The organism is Bradyrhizobium sp. CCBAU 51765 (genome assembly GCF_015291725.1).
Taxonomy (GTDB): domain Bacteria; phylum Pseudomonadota; class Alphaproteobacteria; order Rhizobiales; family Xanthobacteraceae; genus Bradyrhizobium; species Bradyrhizobium liaoningense.
Genome location: NZ_CP030038.1, coordinates 1,283,582 through 1,302,534, shown reverse-complemented (window position 1 = coordinate 1,302,534; position 18,953 = coordinate 1,283,582). Strand labels below are relative to the sequence as shown.

General features: G+C 65.9%; 23 protein-coding genes. 9 read left to right on the top strand and 14 right to left on the bottom strand.

Annotated elements, in window-relative coordinates; translation table 11 throughout:
* Positions 1-10: 10 nt before the first annotated feature.
* Together XH96_RS06065 and XH96_RS06060 are read right to left on the bottom strand one after the other, a co-directional pair.
* Positions 11-181, bottom strand: a complete 171-nt coding sequence (locus tag XH96_RS06065) for a hypothetical protein (protein WP_194394429.1) — start codon at positions 179-181, stop codon at positions 11-13.
* 189 nt (positions 182-370) lie between these two features.
* Positions 371-1,195: a dienelactone hydrolase family protein gene (locus XH96_RS06060; protein WP_194391477.1), complete on the bottom strand. Its 825-nt coding sequence runs from the start codon at positions 1,193-1,195 to the stop codon at positions 371-373.
* A gap of 196 nt (positions 1,196-1,391) precedes the next feature.
* Here XH96_RS06060 and XH96_RS06055 point away from each other — a divergent pair, with 196 nt between their 5' ends.
* A complete protein-coding gene (locus XH96_RS06055) occupies positions 1,392-1,619 on the top strand; it encodes a DUF2093 domain-containing protein (RefSeq protein ID WP_131869153.1) in 228 nt (75 codons plus the stop codon).
* A gap of 16 nt (positions 1,620-1,635) precedes the next feature.
* On the opposite strand, the gene XH96_RS39775 is transcribed toward XH96_RS06055, so the two are convergent.
* Positions 1,636-2,229: a hypothetical protein gene (locus XH96_RS39775; protein ID WP_371739978.1), complete on the bottom strand. Its 594-nt coding sequence runs from the start codon at positions 2,227-2,229 to the stop codon at positions 1,636-1,638.
* 75 nt (positions 2,230-2,304) lie between these two features.
* On the opposite strand from XH96_RS39775, the gene XH96_RS06045 reads away from it, so the two are divergent.
* Positions 2,305-2,502 carry a hypothetical protein gene (locus XH96_RS06045; RefSeq protein ID WP_246789973.1) on the top strand — a complete coding sequence of 66 codons (198 nt, stop codon included), beginning with the start codon at positions 2,305-2,307 and terminating at the stop codon, positions 2,500-2,502.
* Between the two features lie 254 nt (positions 2,503-2,756).
* Here the strand turns inward: XH96_RS06045 and XH96_RS06040 are convergent, their stop codons facing one another.
* The 7 genes from XH96_RS06040 to XH96_RS06010 all read right to left on the bottom strand — a co-directional run bounded on the left by XH96_RS06040 (position 2,757) and on the right by XH96_RS06010 (position 8,990).
* Positions 2,757-3,092, bottom strand: a complete 336-nt coding sequence (locus XH96_RS06040; RefSeq protein ID WP_028181254.1) for a GYD domain-containing protein — start codon at positions 3,090-3,092, stop codon at positions 2,757-2,759.
* 352 nt (positions 3,093-3,444) lie between these two features.
* The gene (gene lpxK / locus XH96_RS06035; RefSeq protein WP_194391476.1) at positions 3,445-4,461 is read right to left on the bottom strand and encodes a tetraacyldisaccharide 4'-kinase; all 1,017 of its coding nucleotides are present in this window, start codon (positions 4,459-4,461) and stop codon (positions 3,445-3,447) included.
* Entirely contained in the window at positions 4,454-5,770 is a 1,317-nt protein-coding gene (locus XH96_RS06030; protein ID WP_194391475.1) for a 3-deoxy-D-manno-octulosonic acid transferase, read from the bottom strand. The genes lpxK and XH96_RS06030 overlap by 8 nt, the downstream gene beginning before the upstream one ends.
* Positions 5,763-6,482: a lysophospholipid acyltransferase family protein gene (locus tag XH96_RS06025; RefSeq protein ID WP_194391474.1), complete on the bottom strand. Its 720-nt coding sequence runs from the start codon at positions 6,480-6,482 to the stop codon at positions 5,763-5,765. The genes XH96_RS06030 and XH96_RS06025 overlap by 8 nt, the downstream gene beginning before the upstream one ends.
* Positions 6,479-6,721 carry a DUF4170 domain-containing protein gene (locus XH96_RS06020; RefSeq protein WP_028179575.1) on the bottom strand — a complete coding sequence of 81 codons (243 nt, stop codon included), beginning with the start codon at positions 6,719-6,721 and terminating at the stop codon, positions 6,479-6,481. Before XH96_RS06020 ends, XH96_RS06025 begins: the two co-directional genes overlap by 4 nt.
* Positions 6,722-6,781: 60 nt before the next feature.
* Entirely contained in the window at positions 6,782-7,600 is an 819-nt protein-coding gene (locus XH96_RS06015; RefSeq protein WP_194391473.1) for a 3'(2'),5'-bisphosphate nucleotidase CysQ, read from the bottom strand.
* Positions 7,587-8,990 (bottom strand): TldD/PmbA family protein, encoded by a 1,404-nt coding sequence (locus XH96_RS06010; protein WP_194391472.1) that lies wholly within the window; start codon positions 8,988-8,990, stop codon positions 7,587-7,589. The genes XH96_RS06015 and XH96_RS06010 overlap by 14 nt, the downstream gene beginning before the upstream one ends.
* Positions 8,991-9,254: 264 nt before the next feature.
* On the opposite strand from XH96_RS06010, the gene XH96_RS06005 reads away from it, so the two are divergent.
* Positions 9,255-9,773 (top strand): DUF6101 family protein, encoded by a 519-nt coding sequence (locus XH96_RS06005; RefSeq protein WP_194391471.1) that lies wholly within the window; start codon positions 9,255-9,257, stop codon positions 9,771-9,773.
* Between the two features lie 113 nt (positions 9,774-9,886).
* On the opposite strand, the gene ubiA is transcribed toward XH96_RS06005, so the two are convergent.
* The gene (gene ubiA, locus XH96_RS06000; protein WP_194391470.1) at positions 9,887-10,816 is read right to left on the bottom strand and encodes a 4-hydroxybenzoate octaprenyltransferase; all 930 of its coding nucleotides are present in this window, start codon (positions 10,814-10,816) and stop codon (positions 9,887-9,889) included.
* The gene (locus XH96_RS05995) at positions 10,813-11,475 is read right to left on the bottom strand and encodes a hypothetical protein (protein WP_194391469.1); all 663 of its coding nucleotides are present in this window, start codon (positions 11,473-11,475) and stop codon (positions 10,813-10,815) included. Before XH96_RS05995 ends, ubiA begins: the two co-directional genes overlap by 4 nt.
* A 209-nt stretch (positions 11,476-11,684) precedes the next feature.
* Here XH96_RS05995 and XH96_RS05990 point away from each other — a divergent pair, with 209 nt between their 5' ends.
* The gene (locus tag XH96_RS05990) at positions 11,685-12,440 is read left to right on the top strand and encodes a 16S rRNA (uracil(1498)-N(3))-methyltransferase (RefSeq protein ID WP_194391468.1); all 756 of its coding nucleotides are present in this window, start codon (positions 11,685-11,687) and stop codon (positions 12,438-12,440) included.
* A 74-nt stretch (positions 12,441-12,514) separates the two neighbouring features.
* Here the strand turns inward: XH96_RS05990 and XH96_RS05985 are convergent, their stop codons facing one another.
* Together XH96_RS05985 and XH96_RS05980 are read right to left on the bottom strand one after the other, a co-directional pair.
* On the bottom strand, positions 12,515-13,483 hold the full coding sequence (locus XH96_RS05985) for a helix-turn-helix domain-containing protein (protein ID WP_246789971.1): 969 nt from the start codon (positions 13,481-13,483) through the stop codon (positions 12,515-12,517).
* Positions 13,484-13,556: 73 nt separating this feature from the next.
* Positions 13,557-14,258 carry a hypothetical protein gene (locus tag XH96_RS05980; RefSeq protein WP_246789969.1) on the bottom strand — a complete coding sequence of 234 codons (702 nt, stop codon included), beginning with the start codon at positions 14,256-14,258 and terminating at the stop codon, positions 13,557-13,559.
* Positions 14,259-14,288: 30 nt separating this feature from the next.
* Here XH96_RS05980 and XH96_RS05975 point away from each other — a divergent pair, with 30 nt between their 5' ends.
* The 5 genes from XH96_RS05975 (at position 14,289) to XH96_RS05955 (ending at position 18,879) form a co-directional block, all read left to right on the top strand.
* Positions 14,289-14,537, top strand: coding sequence for a hypothetical protein (locus XH96_RS05975; protein WP_246789967.1), 249 nt, complete (start codon positions 14,289-14,291; stop codon positions 14,535-14,537).
* 237 nt (positions 14,538-14,774) lie between these two features.
* A complete protein-coding gene (locus tag XH96_RS05970) occupies positions 14,775-15,923 on the top strand; it encodes an ATP phosphoribosyltransferase regulatory subunit (protein ID WP_194391467.1) in 1,149 nt (382 codons plus the stop codon).
* A 3-nt stretch (positions 15,924-15,926) separates the two neighbouring features.
* Positions 15,927-16,904, top strand: a complete 978-nt coding sequence (gene hisG, locus XH96_RS05965) for an ATP phosphoribosyltransferase (RefSeq protein ID WP_194391466.1) — start codon at positions 15,927-15,929, stop codon at positions 16,902-16,904.
* An 86-nt stretch (positions 16,905-16,990) separates the two neighbouring features.
* Entirely contained in the window at positions 16,991-18,037 is a 1,047-nt protein-coding gene (locus tag XH96_RS05960; RefSeq protein WP_194391465.1) for a glycosyltransferase family 2 protein, read from the top strand.
* Positions 18,034-18,879: a ChbG/HpnK family deacetylase gene (locus XH96_RS05955; protein WP_194391464.1), complete on the top strand. Its 846-nt coding sequence runs from the start codon at positions 18,034-18,036 to the stop codon at positions 18,877-18,879. Before XH96_RS05960 ends, XH96_RS05955 begins: the two co-directional genes overlap by 4 nt.
* Positions 18,880-18,953 lie beyond the last annotated feature (74 nt).

The window sequence follows — 18,953 nt, the reverse complement described above, 5'->3', positions numbered from 1 at the left end:
ACGGCGTGCCCTACCTACACGACAATCCCGCGTCGATCGTGGTCCAGAAGCCGCAATGTTCCGGCGCCAGCATTGGCGCGCCGGCGCGGGCTTCGAACAGGAAGATCGCGACAGTGAAGACGATCAGGGCGGAGGCGAAGAGGACGATGCGGTTGCGCATGTGAATGCGTTTAACCGCCATCGTGGTCGAAAGATGGCACGGTCGCAGCCGAAACCGGCGCGGCATGGGGCCGTAGATTCCCGGTCGGCCATGCTCTGTGCAGGGCGGTGGTCGATGCGGGGCTGCCCGCCCACGTTGTTCCCCGGGCGGCCCCGCTTCCGCCGATCTATGGCGGGCGAAGTCGCTCTATCCGGGTTTACGGCAGCACCCTTACCGCGCCAGCCAGCGTGCGACGTCCTTCTGCGATTCCGCACGCGCCTCGGCGTCCAGGCCGACATGGCCGTGTTCGGGCGCGGCGGCGTCGCGGCTGCCGGCAGCTGCGTGCAGCGGCATGCTGGTGCGATCGAAATCGTGATCGGCACCGGGATAGACCACGATGCGCGCGAGCGCGCTGCGGCCGCGCGCGCCGTCCACCATCTGGCGGCAGGCCGGCGGCGACGACACGTCGTCATCGGCGCCGATCAGCACCAGCGTCGGTACTCGCGTGCTCCACCCCAGACCCGCGGAGATCCGGCAATCCGGATAGAACGCGATCGCGGCACGGAAATCCGGAGTGAGATCGCGCGCCGCGCTCTGCGGGCGCACCGCCCAGAGCAGCGCACTCGCGCCGTTGGCCCAGCCGATCAGGCTGACGCGGTCGTGCGCCACCCAGGCCTGCTTCATCAGCCAGGCGCGTGAGGCCGCGATATCGGCGACGCGCTCGCGCCGCGCCTTGACATGCATCTCCCTGACGCGGCATTGCGGCCCGAGTTCGCGCGAGCCGTAGCTATCCGGCAGCAGCACGGCATTGCCCGCCTTGAGCAGGCGCTCGGCCCAATCCCGATAGCGCGGCAGCACGGGATCGGAATGGCCACCGAGGCCGCCGCAACCATGCAGCGCGATCACGGTCGGAAACGGGCCTTCGCCCTCGGGCTTGTAGAGCTGCGCATGGAGGACCCCGGACGCGAGCGGAATGTCGACCGGCTGCGGCGCCGATCCGGCGTGCGCGGCCGATATCAGCAGCGCCAGGAACAGGGTGGTCAGTCGAAAGCGCATCGGACTCTGCCGGAGAAGATGCCGGAACCAGCGATCCTTCGCTCGAAGCCTTATCACGCAGAAACGGCGGTAAAACATCACGAACCGGTGGGTTTGACGGGCGGACAAGCCACCCTTATCTATGCTACATCCAAGCCAACACATCGTGCCCTCCAGGGTTCTTCCTGGGAGGGGCCTTCCACGGAGACTTTCGACCGTGCTGAACAAGTTCGGCCCTTCGGGCCATGGCGAAGCGCAGGTGCAGTATCTCGACGGCGATTTCCGCGTGATCTCGCCGGGGACCTTCGTGCGCTGCGCGATCACCGACACGCGGATTCCGCTCGACGAGCTGAAGTACTGGAGCGTGGATCTGCAGGAGGCCTACGCCACACCCGCCGCGGTGCTGCAGCGGCATTTCCCCGGCGCGCTCAAGCCGCAGGCGTAACGTCCGCGGCGCGCGGCTATCGCTGCGCCGTGCCATCCGACGAGCCTGCGCAGGTCTTGATGAAATCCTTCCGGGCCTCTCCGACGATTTTCTGATCGATCGCCTGCTTCAGACAATCGACCCGCGCCTGCGCCATGCAGAGCTGCAACTGGTCGCGCCTGTCCTGTCCCTTCAGGTTTTGCGTCGTAGCAAAGCACGTGACCCGCTTGGTGGCGGGAACCGGCACCGTCGCTGCCGGAGCAGCGGACGGCGCCGCTTGCGCAGCAAACACAGGCGCAATGATCAGACACACAAGGCTGGCGGCGACAGTCGCGGACGGCAATTTCATCGCATTCTCCCGATCGTCCGAACCGATAGAAGTCTTGCGATGAATGCCGCCTGAATGACCTGCAGGACCGAGAAGACGCACGCTGTGGTTGGATGCTTCGTTGCCGTTCGGCGCCCTTAAGTTGTTTGATGAAGTCTCGGCGAAACAAATCACTGCTAAAGTGCATGTCAGGTAAGAAGTGCATGTCAGGTCACCAGCCCTGTTCCATTTTGCGCGCAGACGAGCAGAACAACCAAACAGCCATCGAGCTTCGGAATTGGCACAGTCTGTGAACGGGCTCATATCGAAGAGTCATCTGACGGGCTATGATCATCGCGAAAATTCGCGGTGGAATTTCTGTAAATTGAAAGTCAAACGATGGGGGTGATCATGCCCGCCATACTAGACCTGCTCTATCGTGAATATTGCCGAGCCCGTCTCGCCGAGATGCGCAAGCAGCTTCTGATCGCAGCTCAACGCTCTGAAACTCGCGAAGCGGCTCATCATCCTGCGAAGCAGGACGACGATGAGAGAACGGACGCAGGCCGCAAGACCGGTCAGGGCATGCCGAACTGAAGCGGCCGCAAGACCGGCGATCACTCGCGTAGCAGTGACCAGGCAATTGGCGACAGTTTGGGAGACAGCAATGAATACACCCGAATGCTACACTGTCATCGTGGCCTGCATGTCGTGCGCGACCATCGTCGCATTGATGGCCGTCGGGGCGTGGTGAGCAGGCTCCCTCGCTTCGTTGCAGACATGTTCTGGCTTCGACATGAGCACAGCCGCCGCGTCGTTCGACTGCGGCGGCTGCGCGTCAGATCCGGATATCAGCTTCCAGGCGGGGTATACGAAGAACGCAGCTTCGCCGCGTTCTGACGGACCTGCTTGATCTCGTCCTGCGTGAACAACCTGACCAGTTTCACGTCCTGCAGGGTGCCCGCCGTGACGGTCAGGCCGGAAATGGCCGGAGCCGCACTGGGATCAGGCACATCGAAGATCACGAGGACGCCGGGGCCGTCGGCCGCAACGCTGTACATTGAAATCAGTTTTCCACCGGCCGCTTCAATGAGCTTCCTGGCGGCCTCCTGGCGATTGGTTGCCGGGTTTTCCAAGATGGCGTTGAGAGCGCGTGGTGTGTATTGGCCGGTGAGGCAAAAATGCATGGCATGTTCTCCTCTGCTTTTGGCAATGACTCTCCCTGCCGCTCCGAACTGGTCGTTGCGGCCGTCACATCTGAAATAATAAGATCGCGCCCGCCGTGGGCATAAACGCCGTCTATGATTGCCGGGAGTTCGGCACGTCCTGGTGACGGCTCTCGTGAAAGGCTACATCAACTGCCAAGAGCGCGGAAGAGAATTCGTCACCCGCGCCGTATGAGCTATGGCAGAGACGCTTGCCTAAAGCGCGATGCGACCAGGATGAATCGTCATCGCGCTTTAGGTTGTTGTCTAAGCAAGCATGATCTTTTCGGAAAACCGCTGCGCACTTTTCCGGATCATGCTTTAGTGCACGAGATCAACGCGCGCTGAACCGCCGCTCGCGCGCCCTGTAGAGATGATCGCTGATCAATTGCCGCAGCTTTGCCGGCTCGTCGAACTCGAGCTGAACGGCGAATGGCACGATGCCCTCGGGCACGTCCGCGCGGCCGCGCAGGCGTGCAAGGTCTTTCTCCGTCGTCACCAGCGTGAGCTGCTCGCGCTGGGCATCCGCTGCGAGCGCCGCGATCTCCTCCTGCGAAAACGAGTGGTGGTCGGCGAAGGCGCGCGTGCGCGCGACCGCGATGCCGCTGGCGTGCAGGGTACGAAAGAAACGCCCGGGGTCGCCGATGCCGGCGAACGCGAAGACCCGCTTGCCGGACAGCTGAGCGAGCGAGGCCTCAATCGGCTTCAGGCGTGCCCGCAGCTCCGGCTTGTCGCGCTTGGCAAGCTCGGCCGCGACATCGTTGGCGGCACGGCCATCGCCGATCAGCACCAGCGCGTCGGTGCGCGCGAGCTGCGCCTGCAACGGCGCGCGCAGGGGGCCTGCGGGAAACACCTGGCCGTTGCCGAGGCCGCGCTCGCTGTCGATCACGATCAGCGATGCGTCCTTCAGAAGACGCGGGTTCTGGAAACCGTCATCCATCACGATCACGGTGGCGCCCTGCGATTTCGCCAGCGCGACGCCGTCGAGGCGGTCGCGCGCGACTGCGACCGGGACGTCACGCGCCATCATCAGAGGCTCGTCGCCGACGTCGGCCGCGGCATGACGGGCGCGGTCGACCATCACCGGGCCCTTCAGGTGCCCGCCATAGCCGCGGCTGAGCACGACCGGCGTCTCGCCGAGCTCGCGAAGCAGCTTCGTCAGCGCCAGCACGGTCGGCGTCTTGCCGGCGCCGCCGACATGGTAGTTGCCGACGCAGATCACGGGAATGCCGGCGTCCACGCCGTCGCGCTGCATGCGCCATGCGGTGACGGCGCCGTAGAGCGCACCTAGCGGAAAGAGGACATGCGATAGCGGGGAATGTGGCCGGTACCAGAAGGCCGGCTCACGCATTCGCGGCCCCCATCTCGATCCGCAACTGCAGCAGATACGGCTCGAGCGCGGTCATGGTGCGATCGAGCGCACCGCCGAGCTGCTCGACCACGCCTGCGCCTGCGCGTTGCATCTTGTCGCGCACCATCGGCTCGGCCAGGAGCAGGCCGAGCTGCTTGACCAGCGCCTCCTGGGTATCGGCCTGGCGCGCCCCGCCGCTGCCGTCGAGCGCTTCATAGACGTCGGCGAAGTTGAAGACGTGCGGACCGTGGACGATCGCCGCGCCGAGCTTGATCGCCTCGATCGGATTCTGGCCGCCATGGGGGATCAGCGATCCGCCCATGAACACGATCGGCGAGAGACGGTAGAACAGGCCGAGCTCGCCCATGGTGTCGGCAACGTAGACGTCGGTCGTGACCGTCGGCAGCTCCTCGCGCGAGCGTAAGCTCGGCTTCAGGCCGGAGGACGTGACCAGGCCCCCGATCGCGGAGCCGCGATCCGGATGCCGCGGCACGATCACGGTGAGAAGCTGCGGGAAGAAGCCGGAGAGGCTGCGATGCGCCGCGATCAGCATCTCGTCCTCGCCCGGATGGGTCGAGGCCGCCACGATGATCGGACGCCCGCGCGTCATCGCCATCAGCCGTTCAAGCTTTGCGGGATCGGCCGGCGGCGCCGGCACGTCCAGCTTGAGATTGCCCGTGGTGACGACGTCGCGGCCGCCGAGCGCGGAAAAGCGCTCGGCATCGGTCTTCGACTGCGCAAGACAGATGTCGAACCGCGACAGCAGCGCCGAGATGGTGCCGTGCATGCGCCGCCAGCGCGGGAAGGAGCGCGGCGACATCCGTCCGTTGATCAGCACCATCGGCACCCGACGCGCCGCCCCGGCGAGGATCAGGTTCGGCCACAGGTCGGATTCGATGAACAGCGCCAGCGACGGCTTCCAGTGATCGAGGAAGCGCGCGACATAGCGCGGAGAGTCGTACGGTACGTATTGATGGATCACGTCAGGCGGAAAGCGCTTTGCCGCCACCGCCGCCGAGGTGACGGTGCCCGAGGTGAGCAGGATGCGCAGATTGAGATCGCGCAGGCGCCCGACCAGCGCCGCGGCGGCCAGCACCTCGCCGACGCTGGCGCCGTGGATCCAGACCAGCGGGCCATGCGGCCGCACGTCGCGGGACAGCCCCCGCCGCTCGCCAACGCGCGCAGGATCCTCCTTACCCTGCTTCAGCCGCCGCTTGATCAGTGCAGGCGCAAGCGGCACCAGGCCGGAGGCGAGGCGCCGATACATCCGCAGCGTGATCGGCAGCGCAATGGGCAGCGACTTAGGCATCTTCCGGTCCCGGACGGCCGAGTTGGGCGTAGGCGCGGCGGGTCGCTTCGTTCAACGTGTCTTCCAGCTCCTGCCGCAACGCTTCCATCGCGGCGGCGTCGGCATCTGCGGGAACGTGGATTTCCTTGATGCCGACCAGTGCGCCGCGCCCGAACGGCAAATTGATGGTGGTGCGGTCCCAGTTCTTGAGCCGGACGAAGCGGCTGGTCGCCATCGCGAAAGGCATGATCGGCCGTCCCGATTCCCGTGCCAGCATGATAATGCCAAGCCCCGCCACGCGCGAGCGCTTGGGGACATCGGCGGTCAACGCGACATTACAACCGGCCTGGAGCGTCCGCACCATTTCCTTGAAGGCGCCCACACCTCCCTTGCGGTGGAACGCGCCGCCATGGTCGCCGGAGCCGCGGATGGTGCCGATGCCGAGCCGTTCGGCCGCGATCGCATTGAACTCGCCGTCGCGATGGCGGGAGATCAGGACCTTGGCCCGATAGGAGGCCTTGTCCCGATTCTTGATGAAGGGCGTGAGGAAATGCTGGCCGTGCCAGAACGCGAAGATCGCGGGGAGCTGCGGCTCGACGCGTCCATAGACATCAGGCGGATCGAACGTGAATTTGTTGGTCCGCCAGACCAGACGCAGATATTCGGCCGCCAGGACCCCGACGGCACGCTGAAGCCAGCTGCTTCGCAGCGTATTGCGAAGCAGTCTTTTCAACGCGCCGGTTCTTGATTCGGGTCGAGCAGCCGGTGGAGATGGACGATGAAATAGCGCATCTGTGCGTTGTCGACCGTGCTCTGCGCCTTGGCGCGCCAGGCGGCGTGGGCGGCGGCATAGTTCGGATAGAGGCCGACGATGTCGACATCGTCCAGATTCTTGAAGATGTTGTGCTCGAGATCGACGAGTTCGCCGCCGATGACGAGGTGGAGCAGTTGTTGCGGGGCACTATCTGGCATGAGTTCTGTTCCTAACGGGCTGCCCGGCAAAGCAGTGTCCGACAAGCACGACGAAGCGCTTCAGGCCAAGGGACGGTTGCGAAAATGCGCGACAATGCCCGCATGACGATCGCGTCCCGCTGCCACCAGCACTCCGTGCGCCACTTCCCGGCGGTTATAGAGGATGGGTTCTCCGGAGAGGTCGCTCATCCTACCATCCGCTTCCTGCACGATCAAATCGGCCGCCGCAAGGTCCCAATCATGGCTGCTGCCCCCCGCAAAAGCCGCATCCAGCGCGCCATGGGCCACCCGGCACAGCCGCAGCGCCAGCGAGCCGATTCGCCGATGCAGCTTGATCTCGCCGAGCGACGGCTTCAGCCGCTCGACCAGGGGCTTCGGGCCGGCGACGCGGGTGAAGTCGAGATCGGATCCGGACGTCGCCCGCACCGGCTTGTCGTTGAGCGTCGTGCCCTGGCCGCGCACCGCGAAGAAGAACTCGTCGCTCGCTGGTGCAAACACCGCGGCGAGAACGGGCGAGGCGTCCTCCACCAGCGCCACGCTGACGCACCACTCGTCATGACCGCCCAGATAGTTGCGCGTGCCGTCGATGGGATCGACGATCCATGTCAGCCGCCGTGACAGCCGTGCCGCATCGTCGGCGCTCTCCTCCGACAGCCAGCCATAGTCGGGTGTCGCCGCGCGCAGGCGCGCTTCGAGGAGATCGTTGACCGCGATGTCGGCCTCCGACACCGGGGAGGACGCGCCCTTGGTCCACTTCCTCAGCTCGGTGCGAAACATCGACTGCGCAAGCGCGCCCGCTTCCCGCACCGTGTCCTTCAGCAGCGCCGCGTCGCGGGCCAGGATGGTTTCGTCCAGAGAGTGCGCGTCAACGTCCGCCAAGCGTCAAACCCTCGATGCGCACCGTCGGCGCATTGATGCCGTAGCGGAACTCGAGATTGTTCGCGGGCTGCATCGACTTGAAGATCTCGAACAGATGCCCGGCGATCGTGACTTCGCTGACGGGATAGGTGATCTCGCCGTTCTCGATCCAGAAACCGGAGGCGCCGCGGCTGTAATCGCCGGTGACGCCGTTGACGCCGGAGCCGATCAGATCGGTGACGTAGAAACCCTGCTTGATGTCGGAGATCAGCTCGGCCGGTGTCGGCGTGCCGGGCTCGAGATGCAGATTGTACGGCCCGGGCGACGGCGAGGAGGAGACGCCGCGATGGGCATGGCCGGTGGTGGCGAGGCCGAGCTCGCGCGCGGTGGCGCAATCGAGCAGCCAGGTCGTCAGCACGCCCTCGTCGACCAGCGCGGTCCTCTTCACCGCGACGCCCTCGGCATCGAAGGTCTGCGAGCGCAGGCCGCGCTTGCGCAAGGGATCGTCGATGATGCGGATGTTCTTGGCGAAGAGCTGCTGGCCGAGCCTGTCCTTCAGGAAGCTGGTCTTGCGCGCGATCGAGGCGCCGTTGATGGCGCCGACGAGATGGCCGACCAGCGAGCCCGCGACGCGCGGATCGAACACGACCGGCACCTTGCAGGTCTCGACCTTGCGCGGATTGTAGCGCGCCACGGTGCGCTCGCCGGCGGAACGGCCGACCGTCTCCGGCGACAGCAGATCGGCGCCGTGCGGCGCCGAGGTGAAGTCGTAGTCGCGCTCCATGCCGGTGCCTTCGCCCGATATGGCGGTGGCGGAAATGCCCTGGCTGGAGCGCAGGTAAGAGCCGTGGAAGCCGGTCGAAGTCACGAGCACCATGCCGCCGATGCCGGCGGAAGCCGAGGCGCCGCCGGACTTGGTCACACCCTTCACGCCGAGCGCCGCAGCTTCGGCCGCGAGCGCGCGGCGCTCGAGCTCGGCGGTCGCCGGCACATCGGGATCGAGCAGGTCCAGATCGGGGAAGTCGCGCGCGAGCAGCGCGGGATCGGCGAGGCCGACATATTTGTCGTCGGGCGCCACGCGCGCCATCGCGACCGCGCGCTCGGCAAGCTTGGTCACGGCATCGCCGCTGACGTCGTTGGTCGAGACCACCGCCTGGCGCTGGCCGACCAGCACGCGCAGGCCGACATCGTCGCCCTCCGACCGTTCGGATTCCTCGACACGGCCGTCGCGGACCTCGACGCCTTGCGAGACGCCGCGCACCGCGACCGCATCGGCCGCATCCGCGCCGGCGCGCCTGGCCGCCTCGACCAGCCGCTGCGCGAGATCGGAGAGCGCGGACTGATCTAACAGGTCGCGATTGGCCTGCGACGATGTTTGGGTCGAAAGCGTCGAGCTTGGTGAAGAGTTCACGAACGAAATCCTGTTGGGGCGGGGTTCGGGGCCGGAACTCACAGATGTGCCCTGATAGCGCGGACTTCAAGCATTTTCAGCCCGCCAAAAGCTCAGATTCGCAACTTCGACGCAACGTCTCGTCAATCATGCGCGCCAAGGTCTTGTCAATCATGAGCAGCGGTGACGGTGGGTTAACCAGGCTTTTTAAGCGGTTTCGGAAAGGGCCGCGCTAAGGTCCTCGCATCGACCGGGAGCATAATCCCGGCGGGGAGAACTAAAGCCGTGAGGCGTCAAACAGCAACATGCGGGATCGCTCCCGCCGGGTCGAGCCGCTCCTTGCGGCTCGACCCCCTTTCCCTTCCGGTCCGCTTCGACGCGCATGACCCGCGCGCCGACGGACATGTCAGGCAGATCGAGCTTCATCGCGAGCGTGTCGTGCTGCGCCGTGCCGTCCGCGGCATGCAGATGGCGATCAACGTGCGCGTTGCCGACTTCACCGGCGTCGCCTTGCGCGGCAATGACGAAGTGCAGACGCTCGTCCTCGTGCATCGCGATCCCTCGCTGTCCATTCCGCTGCTGGTCGGCGCCGATGCCGACGAGATCGCGCAAGCCTGGGCGATCTGGAGCGAGCTCTTCGCGCTGCCGCAGCTCGACGAAGGCGCCCGCAAGCCCGCGCCGCGCCGTCGCCGCGCCAACGCGATCCGCGCCCGCCGCCCGAAATTCCTGATGCGCCGGCGTGTCGCCATGGCGCGCGAGCTGCTGGTTCACCAGGGCGAGCGCGAGATCATCGCGCGGAATTAAGCGGCAACCAGAGGTGCCGTAGGGTAGGCAAAGCGAAGCGTGCCCACCTCCTCCATAGAATGGAGAAAGATCGTGGGCACGGCGCAAGTGCGCCTTTGCCCACCCTACGAGACCTACGCCCGCATCACCGCGTCGGCCAGCAATCCCGCGAACAGCAGCAAGCCCGCGTCACGGTTCGACTTGAACAGGCGCAGGCACAGCTCGGGATCTTCGATCTTCAGGCGCACGATCTGCGAGGCCAGATGCACGGCGAAGGCCACGAGCCCGAGCCAGGCCGGCCAGCGCACATCGGCGGAGGCCAGCGCGATGCCGATCAACATCACCGCGAGCCCGTAGAACAGGATCAGCGCCTGGTGGGTGTGCGCGCCGAACAGGCGCGCGGTCGACTTGATGCCGATCAGCGCGTCGTCCTCGGCATCCTGATGCGCATAGATCGTGTCATAGCCGATCACCCAGGAAATCGCGCCGGCATAGAGCACGAGCGCGGTGACGTCGATGTGTCCCAATGTGACGGCGAATCCCATCAAGGCGCCCCATGAGAAGGCAAGCCCGAGCACGATCTGCGGCCACCAGGTGATGCGCTTCATGAAGGGATAGATCGCGACGATCAGAAGCGAGGCGATGCCGGTCGCGATCGCGAAGCGGTTGAACTGCAGCAGCACCAGGAGGCCGATCAGCGCCTGCGCGACCAGGAAGGCCAGCGCCTGCTTCGTGGTCACCTGCCCTGACGGCAACGGCCGCGAGCGCGTGCGCTCGACCTTGTCGTCGAGATCGCGATCGGTGATGTCGTTCCAGGTGCAGCCTGCCCCGCGCATCACGAAGGCGCCGATGAAGAACAGCCCGATGGTGAGCGGCAGGCCGCGGACGTCATGCGCCATGCCGCTCGCGAGCGCCGCCGACCACCAGCATGGCATCAGGAGAAGCCAGGAGCCGATCGGACGGTCGAAGCGGGACAGGCGCAGGTAAGGCCGCGCCCAATGCGGCGCGAGCGTATCGACCCAGTTGCCGGTAGAATCGGCAACGCGGGCGGATGTCTCGCTCATCGGGTCAGGACGTTGCCGTTGAGCGTATCGAAGGTGCTGCCGCCCTTCTTGCCGGCATTGACCTCCGGCGCAGAGCCCGAACCGAGTACCTCGCTCAGGGACGGGCCGGCCGGACGCGCCTGTTGCTGCTGCATCTGCAGCGCGACGTTGCAGACCTTCGCCGCCATCGCCTCTGTGTTCTTGTGACCGTCCTTCATCTGCGCGCCGACCTGCGCCGGGATTCCGCATTTGGCGGCGTGGGTCTCGATGTACTTGATCATCTTGGTCTCGGCCTGGCTGAAATTACGAATCAGCTTGCAGGCCTCGTCCGGCGGCGCGTGACGGTCGCTCGCCGCCTTGATCAGCTTGCCGCGCTTCTCGGCTTCCTCGCGCAGGGGCATGAACGCCTTCATGCAGTCCTCACCGGGACCGGCTTGCGTCGGCGGAGCCGCACTGAAGGCGCCGGCACCGCCGACCGGGGCGGCGCCGTTCACCGGAAACGACGATTGCGGCGTCGTGCCGACGGAGGCGACGGGCGCCGCGCCGTTCACGGGCGGAAAGGGGGAGCTGGTAGCAGCCTGACCGGGCAGCGGCGCCGGGAAGGCGCTTTGCGCATGGGCGCCCGCGGCACCCATGGCGACCATGGCGGCAGTGATCGGAACCATCAGACGACGGATCATGAAGGCAGTCTCTCCGGCAGGAGCTTACGGGGGCGGCGTCTTCCCAATTGAAGCGCGACCAGCGTGTTCGCTTTTCTACGATTCCCGCCGGCCCTTAACAACCCGTGGAATAGGGCAAGAGCGCGGCGCTGGGACGCACCAATCCGGCGATATTTACCCCCAAAACTACTGGTTTCGGTTAAGAACGGCGGCAAATCGGACCTCTGACGATGCCCTCCCACGATTTTCGCGCTCCCCGGCTGTTCGTCGATGCCGCCCTCGTCCAGGACGCCAGGGTGCCGCTCGACCGCGACCAGAGCAACTATCTCGGCAACGTGCTGCGCCTTGCCGCCGGGGCCGAAGTCCTGGCCTTCAACGGCCGCGACGGCGAGTGGCAGGCGGCCATCGAGGGCCGCAAGCGACCGGATGGCCTCGTGATCCTCCAGCAGACCCGGCCCCAGGACCAGCTACCCGACCTCACTTACGTCTTCGCGCCGCTAAAGCATGCCCGGCTGGATTACATGGTGCAGAAGGCGATCGAGATGGGCGCCGCCGCCCTGCAGCCGGTCCTGACACGGTTCACCCAGGCTTCCCGGGTCAATACCGAACGAATGCGCGCCAACGTGGTCGAGGCGGCCGAGCAATGCGGCATCCTCAGCATCGCCACCGTTGCCGAGCCGGTGCCGCTGGAGCGCTTCCTGAGCCAGCGCGCCGCGGGCCGGTTGCTGATCTTCTGCGATGAGGCGGCGGAGGTCCAGGACCCCGTTCAGAGCCTGCAAGACACCCGTGAGGCCGGCGGAGGTATTGACGTGCTGATCGGCCCCGAAGGCGGTTTCGCCGAGGAGGAACGGGCACTGCTGCTGCGGCAGCCCAAGATCCTGCGGCTGGCCCTCGGCCCCCGGATCATGCGAGCCGACACCGCCGCGGTGGCGGCGCTGGCGCTGGTGCAGGCGGTGCTGGGCGACTGGGGCGGTGGGCGCGGCTAGCATGATCCGGAAAAGCGTGCAGCGGTTTTCCGGAATGATCATGCTCAAACAATAACCTCAAGCGCGATGACGATTCATCCCGATCGCATCGCGCTTGAGATCGTTTCCTGCATCGCGCGGTGCAGGGTCTCGGACGGCAGCTCCCCGAAGGCCGCCCTGTAACTCGCCGCGAACTCGCTCAGATGCCAGAAGCCGTGCGCAATTGCACAGGCCTTCACACTGCGCCGCCCGGGACCGATGCGCAGCTGCTTGCGCACCGACCAGAGCCGCAGGACCCGGCTGTAGCGATGCGGGCTCATGCCGCAAATGGCCTGTGTCGCGCTCTGGAGAGTCCGGACGGACACGCCCACCTGCGCGGCCAGCTCGGGCGTCCTGGGCCAGACCGTCGGGTCTTGCCGGATCAATCTTTCCATGTCCGCGACGATCCGCCGATAGCCATCCGTGGCGGACGATGCAGGTCCGCCGCTCGCGCTGGTGCGCAGCGCAGAGTCCATCGTGCTGAGCAGGGACTGCTCGACGGCGGTCAGCGACATCGGCTCGTTCAGGAAGTCCGGGTCATGAGCCGCGGTTTCCAGCGTAACGGAGATCAGGCGACGCAGCGAGGCAAGAACGTCCGACGGCGGGTTCACCAGGCGATAGCCGTCACCCAGCTGCGCCCAGGGTTCGCGCTGCGGCGGACTGAGATACACGACTGCCATCAGCCGGCCCTCCGGCTCATAGACCAGGCAATCGGAGCTGCCCGTCAGAACGACGATGGAACGGCCCATTGGTTGCCCGTTGATGCGGGCCGAGGTCACGTGATCCATCGGCACCACGACGGCGGCGGCATCGGTCAATTGATAGCCGCGAACGATCCTCGGGACGGTTTTCACCAGAGAGAGGGTCAGGGTCGGCAGGCTGAGCCGGGCCCGCATGATTGCCGTCGCCCCGACCGACAACGGCATGCTGGAAGCGCCGGCATATCTCTCGGTCTCGCCGAAATGGTCGATGTCATATGCCCTGAGCTCGAGGGCCGACGATGGCTTGAGCTGCTGGAAGGACATCAAGCGGTCCGTCGCCAGCTCTCGCGCTCCGTCGCGCGCCGTATCGAGATGGCCTTGATCCATATCGTGTCGCTTACCTTGCCTTCTTTGCGGACGTCGCGCCCCTGGAGGCGCGCAGATCATCCGGCCCGCTGATGCCGGCACGCTTGAGATCGCGAAGCAGCTTCGCGAGCAACAGCATGTTCGTCTTCTGCAGCTCGTGGTTATTTCCAAACCTGAATGCGTTCTGCTCGGTCACGATGAGTCCGGCCTTCGTCTCGGCGAGAATCTTCCGCCTCTTCAGTCCCGTCACGCGACGGCGAACCGTCTCCAGTGGCAGGCTGAGGAAGCGGGAGAGTGCGGCACGAGAGACCCCCTGCTTGATCACGTCCGGCTCGACGGCATGAATGCTGGAGAATTTCTCGTCCAACGCCGGATCGTTCATCACGTGGATGACATTGGCGTTCAGGACCGCATGAATGATCAGAAGGTCCAGCGGATCGAATTCGTCGTAGTGCCGGAACAACTCGCTCATCGAGAACAGCATATAGGCTAGCGTATGCCGCGAGACCGTCCGGATAATATCTGAAGCATTGCGCATGAATCGAAAACCAACATTCATCTTGTAGACGATGGCTACGGCGAACGGATCATCGGCCATACCCAAAATGAGTATGCGACGACTTGCCAGCCGTCCGTAGTTTCTCATTGTGGCGCCGGCCTGCTGCTGCATCCGGACATCGTTGTCGGCGAGACCTTCGACGTGCCCGCCGGACCCCGGCCGCCAGGACTTCATTGCGCGAGCGCGCATCCAACAGATTGGACGATGCCGGCGCCGCCGGCGGTGGCGATCGCGATGGAAGACAAGGCAATGAATGACGACCTTGTGCCCGAGGCGCGATCACGCGAGTCGCTGCGGCTCATCAAGGCGTTTCTTCGCCTCGCGGACCCCGGCAGAAGGGGAAGGGTCCTCGACCTGGCGGAACAACTCGCGGAAGCAGCGGGGACCGCGACGGCCGGGTCGAGCTTTGCCGTGACCGAGGAACCGGCTCCAGTCCCCGGCCCAACCGAATGAAGCCGCCCCCCTCGTCCGGCGCATCCCGCGACGAAACGTGATCCATCGGAATTCGGTATCAAATTACCTGATCGATGCCGCGTTCTACACCCTGCCGACGGGGGCCGGCGTCGCTCCAAACTCGTTAAGCGATTGATCCTTTGGAGGTCGAAAGCGCTTTCGGGCCGTGCTAAGGGCTGCGCCAACTCCCATTCCTTCCTTGCCCTGCCCGGTTCCACCGGGCCGATGGACCCCGAGATGACCGCGACTGCCACCTCAAATGCTGCCGGCTCCGCCTGGGCGGATACGCTGCTCTTGTCGTTCGCGCAGGCCGGTTACGTCCGGGCCGAGCCCGCCATCCTGCAACCGGCCGAGCCGTTCCTGGATCTCTCCGGCGAGGACATCCGCAAGAGCCTGTACCTCACCACAGACCTTTCCGGCGAGGAGCTCTGCCTGCGCCCGGACCTGACGATTCCCGTCGCGCGCGACTATCTCGCCTCGACCCGCGCCGGCCAGCCGGCCGGGTTCAGCTATCTCGGTCCGGTGTTTCGTTACCGTAGCGGCCAGGCCAGCGAATTCCTGCAAGCCGGCATCGAATCGTTCGGCCGCCAGGACCGCGCCGCGGCCGATGCCGAGATGCTGGCCCTGGCGCTGGAGGCGACCGCCGCCTTCGGCGTCCGCGATGTCGAGATCCGTACCGGCGATGTCGCGCTGTTCAATGCCCTGCTGGATGCACTCAACCTCTATCCGGTCTGGCGCCGCCGCCTGGTCAAGGATTTCAACCGCAAGATCAGCCTGGAGCAGGATCTGGAGCGGCTGGCAGCCGCCAGCACCGCGACGCGCAGCGAATATGAGGGCGTGCTGGCCGCCCTCGCCGGCTCCGATCGGAAGGCGGCACTCGCCTTCGTGACCGACCTGATGTCGATCGCCGGCACCACCAATGTCGGCGGGCGCACCACGGCCGAGATCGCCGATCGCTTCCTCGAGCAATCGACGCTGAAGGGCGGCGCGCTGCCGCGCGAGGCGATCGCCGTGCTCAAGCGCTTCCTGTCGATATCAGGCAATCCCGACGACGCCATCGCCGAGCTGCGCGCACTCACGACCGACGCGAAGCTCGATCTGGCCCCGGCGATCGATCAGTTCGAGAGCCGCGTCGGCTTCATGGCGGCGCGCGGCATCGAGGTGAAGCAGACCCGCTTCTCGACGGCGTTCGGGCGCGGCCTCGACTATTACACCGGCTTCGAATTCGAGCTGCATCACCGGGGCAACGGCGCCGAGCCGCTGGTCGCGGGCGGCCGCTATGACGGGCTGATGACCCAGCTCGGCTCGAGCGAGCCGATCCCCGCGGTCGGCTTCTCGGTCTGGGTGGATGCGCTGACGAAGATCGGCCGCAAGGTGGGAGCTTAAGTCATGAGCGCGCCATTCGTTCTGGCCGTTCCCTCCAAGGGCCGCCTTCAGGAGAACACCGAGGCCTTCTTCGCCCGCGCCGGTCTCAAGCTGTCGAAGGCCGGCGGCGCCCGCGACTATCGCGGCACGATCGCAGGTCTCGACAATGTCGAGGTCGCCTATCTCTCGGCGAGCGAGATCGCCTCGCAACTCGCCCGCGGCTTTGCGCATCTCGGCGTCACCGGCGAGGACCTGGTGCGCGAGAACATCGCCGATGCCGACAAGCGCGTGTCGCTGATCGAAGGGCTCGGCTTCGGCTATGCCGACGTCGTCGTCGCGGTGCCGCAGGCCTGGATCGACGTCCGCACCATGGCGGACCTCGACGATGTCACCACCGGCTTCCGCGAGCAGCATCACATGCGGATGCGGGTCGCGACCAAGTTCGTCAACCTCACCCGCGGCTTCTTCCAGACCCACGGCATCACCGATTACCGCATCGTCGAAAGCGCAGGCGCGACCGAAGGCGCGCCGGCGGCCGGCAGCGCCGAGTTGATCGTCGACATCACCACCACGGGCGCAACGCTCGCCGCCAACGGCTTGCGCGTGCTCGACGACGGTACAATCCTGCGCAGCCAGGCCAATCTGGTCGCATCCAAAGGGGCCGACTGGTCGCCGCAGGCGCGAGAGACGGCGCGTGTCATCCTCGATCACATCGCAGCGCGGGCGCGGGCCAACAAATACCGCGAAGTCCGCACCCGCTTCCGGCAATGCGACGCCGCCCTGCTCGGCGAGGCCCATAGCCGATACGGCGTCGAGGCTCCGTTCGGCGGTCCGACTTCGTCAGGCATGCTGACGCTGCACTGCCCGCCGGGTCAGCTCTATGCGCTGGCGAGCTTCCTGCGCGAGCATGGCGCCGAGACCGTCTCGGTGGTCTCGCTGGACTACGTGTTCGATCGGGAGAACCCGCTGTTCGCCAAGCTCGAGGCGTTCCTCGGGCAGTGAGCCCGAGGTTCGTTCAGCATGGCGACAGCAAGCGGCAGCTACCATATGCTGTTGAGAACATCTAAACGCCTCTGGAACCTTGATCGATGACGCTGGGCTCTGACGTTTCCGGCATGACGACCACCGCAGCGAGCGCCGCTGCGAAGGGGCTGTCGATAGTCGTCCCCGTCTACAACGAGGCGGCGGGCCTCGCTGCCCTGCATCAGCGTATCTGCGATCTCGCAAAGACGCTGCGGCAGCGCTATCGGCTGACTTGCGAGGTCGTCTACGTCGACGACGGCAGCAAGGATGCGACGCTGTCGATCGCGCGGTCGCTGCCCGCCGACGCGATCGACGTCCAGGTGGTGTCGCTGTCGCGCAATTTCGGCAAGGAGGCCGCGCTGATGGCCGGCCTCGACCATGCCCGGCTCGGTGCCGTCATGTTCATGGACGGGGACGGCCAGCATCCGCCGGCGCTGATCGAACAGCTGGTGCGGCACTGGATCGATGACGGCTATGACGTCGTCTACACCGCCAAGGCGCATCGCGACAACGAGCCCTTCTTGCGCCGGGTCGCGGTGCACGGCTTCTACGCGCTGATCAATTGGGGCGCACGCCAGAAGATTCCCGAGGACGCCGGCGACTTCCGCCTGCTCTCGCCGCGCGCGGTCGCCGCACTCCGGCAGTTGCCGGAACGCAACCGTTTCTTCAAAGGCCTCGCCAGCTGGATCGGCTTTCGCCAGATCCGCGTCGACTACGAGCCCGCGGCGCGCGTCCATGGCGTCACCACCTTCAACGCCGCAAGCCTGCTCGGCCTCTCGATCGAGGGCCTGACCTCGTTTTCGGTGGCACCGCTGCGCTTCGCCAGCCTGCTCGGCGTCATTCTCGCCGGAGGTGCCTTCCTGTTCGGCCTGTCGATCCTCTGGGAGGTGTTCACGACCGGCAAGCAGGTGCCCGGCTATCCCTCGCTCGTGATCGGCCTGATGACGATCGGCGGCGTGCAGCTCATCATGATCGGCATCGTCGGCGAATATATCGGCAAGATCCTCTCCGAGCTCAAGGCGCGCCCGATCTACTTCGTCGCCGAGCACAGCGAGAAGCACTCCGAGGCCGGCAAGGCCGACGACGCCCCGAACAGGACGGCGGCCGAATGAGCGCGGCCGCGCGCCCGCGGCGAATCTGGCTCTGCGCCGACGATTACGGCATCAGCCCGGCCGTCAACCGCGCCATCCGCGACCTGATCGAACGCGGCCGCCTCAACGCCACCTCGGTGATGATGGTGGGTCCGGCGATCGTGCGCAGCGAGATCGAGGCGCTTCAGTCCGCAGCGAAGACGAACCCGCGCTGCACGATCGGATTGCACGTGACGCTGTCGGCGCCGTTCCGGCCGCTCACCATGCATTTCCGACCGCTCGACGGCGACATGTTCATGCCGTTTCCGAAGCTGCTGCGCGCGGGCGTTTTGCGGCGGCTCGACCGGGAATTCTTCCGCAACGAAGTCAAGGCGCAGCTGGCAGCCTTCATGGAAGCGTTCGGGCGCGCCCCCGATTTCGTCGACGGCCACCAGCATGTGCAGCTCTACCCGCAGGTCCGCGACGGCTTCGTCGATGCGGTCGCTGAGGCTGCGCCAAACGCCTGGGTGCGTCAGGGCGGCCGCGATCTGCCGCTCAGGCAACGGCTGGCCTCACCAAAAGCCATGGTGCTCGACAGTCTCAGCGCGCAATTCCGCCGCCGCGCCGGCAGCGCCGGCCTCAGCTTCAACCCGGGCTTCGCCGGCGCCTATGATTTCACGCGCGCCGCCGATTTCGGCGCGCTGATGCGGCAGTTCCTGGAAGGGCTCCCCGATGGCGGCCTCGTGATGTGCCATCCCGGCTTCGTCGATGACGTCCTCGCCGGCCTCGACCCGATGACCGATGTCCGCGAGCGCGAGCATGCTTATCTCGCCAGCGACGCCTTTGCGCGCCTGCTGTCGGACAGCAACGTGACACTGGGATGAACCCAGCGAGACGCGGGCCAGGAGGCAGCTTGTCGCATACGGAAATTTAATCCGGCCGGCACTGTTGGGGCCAC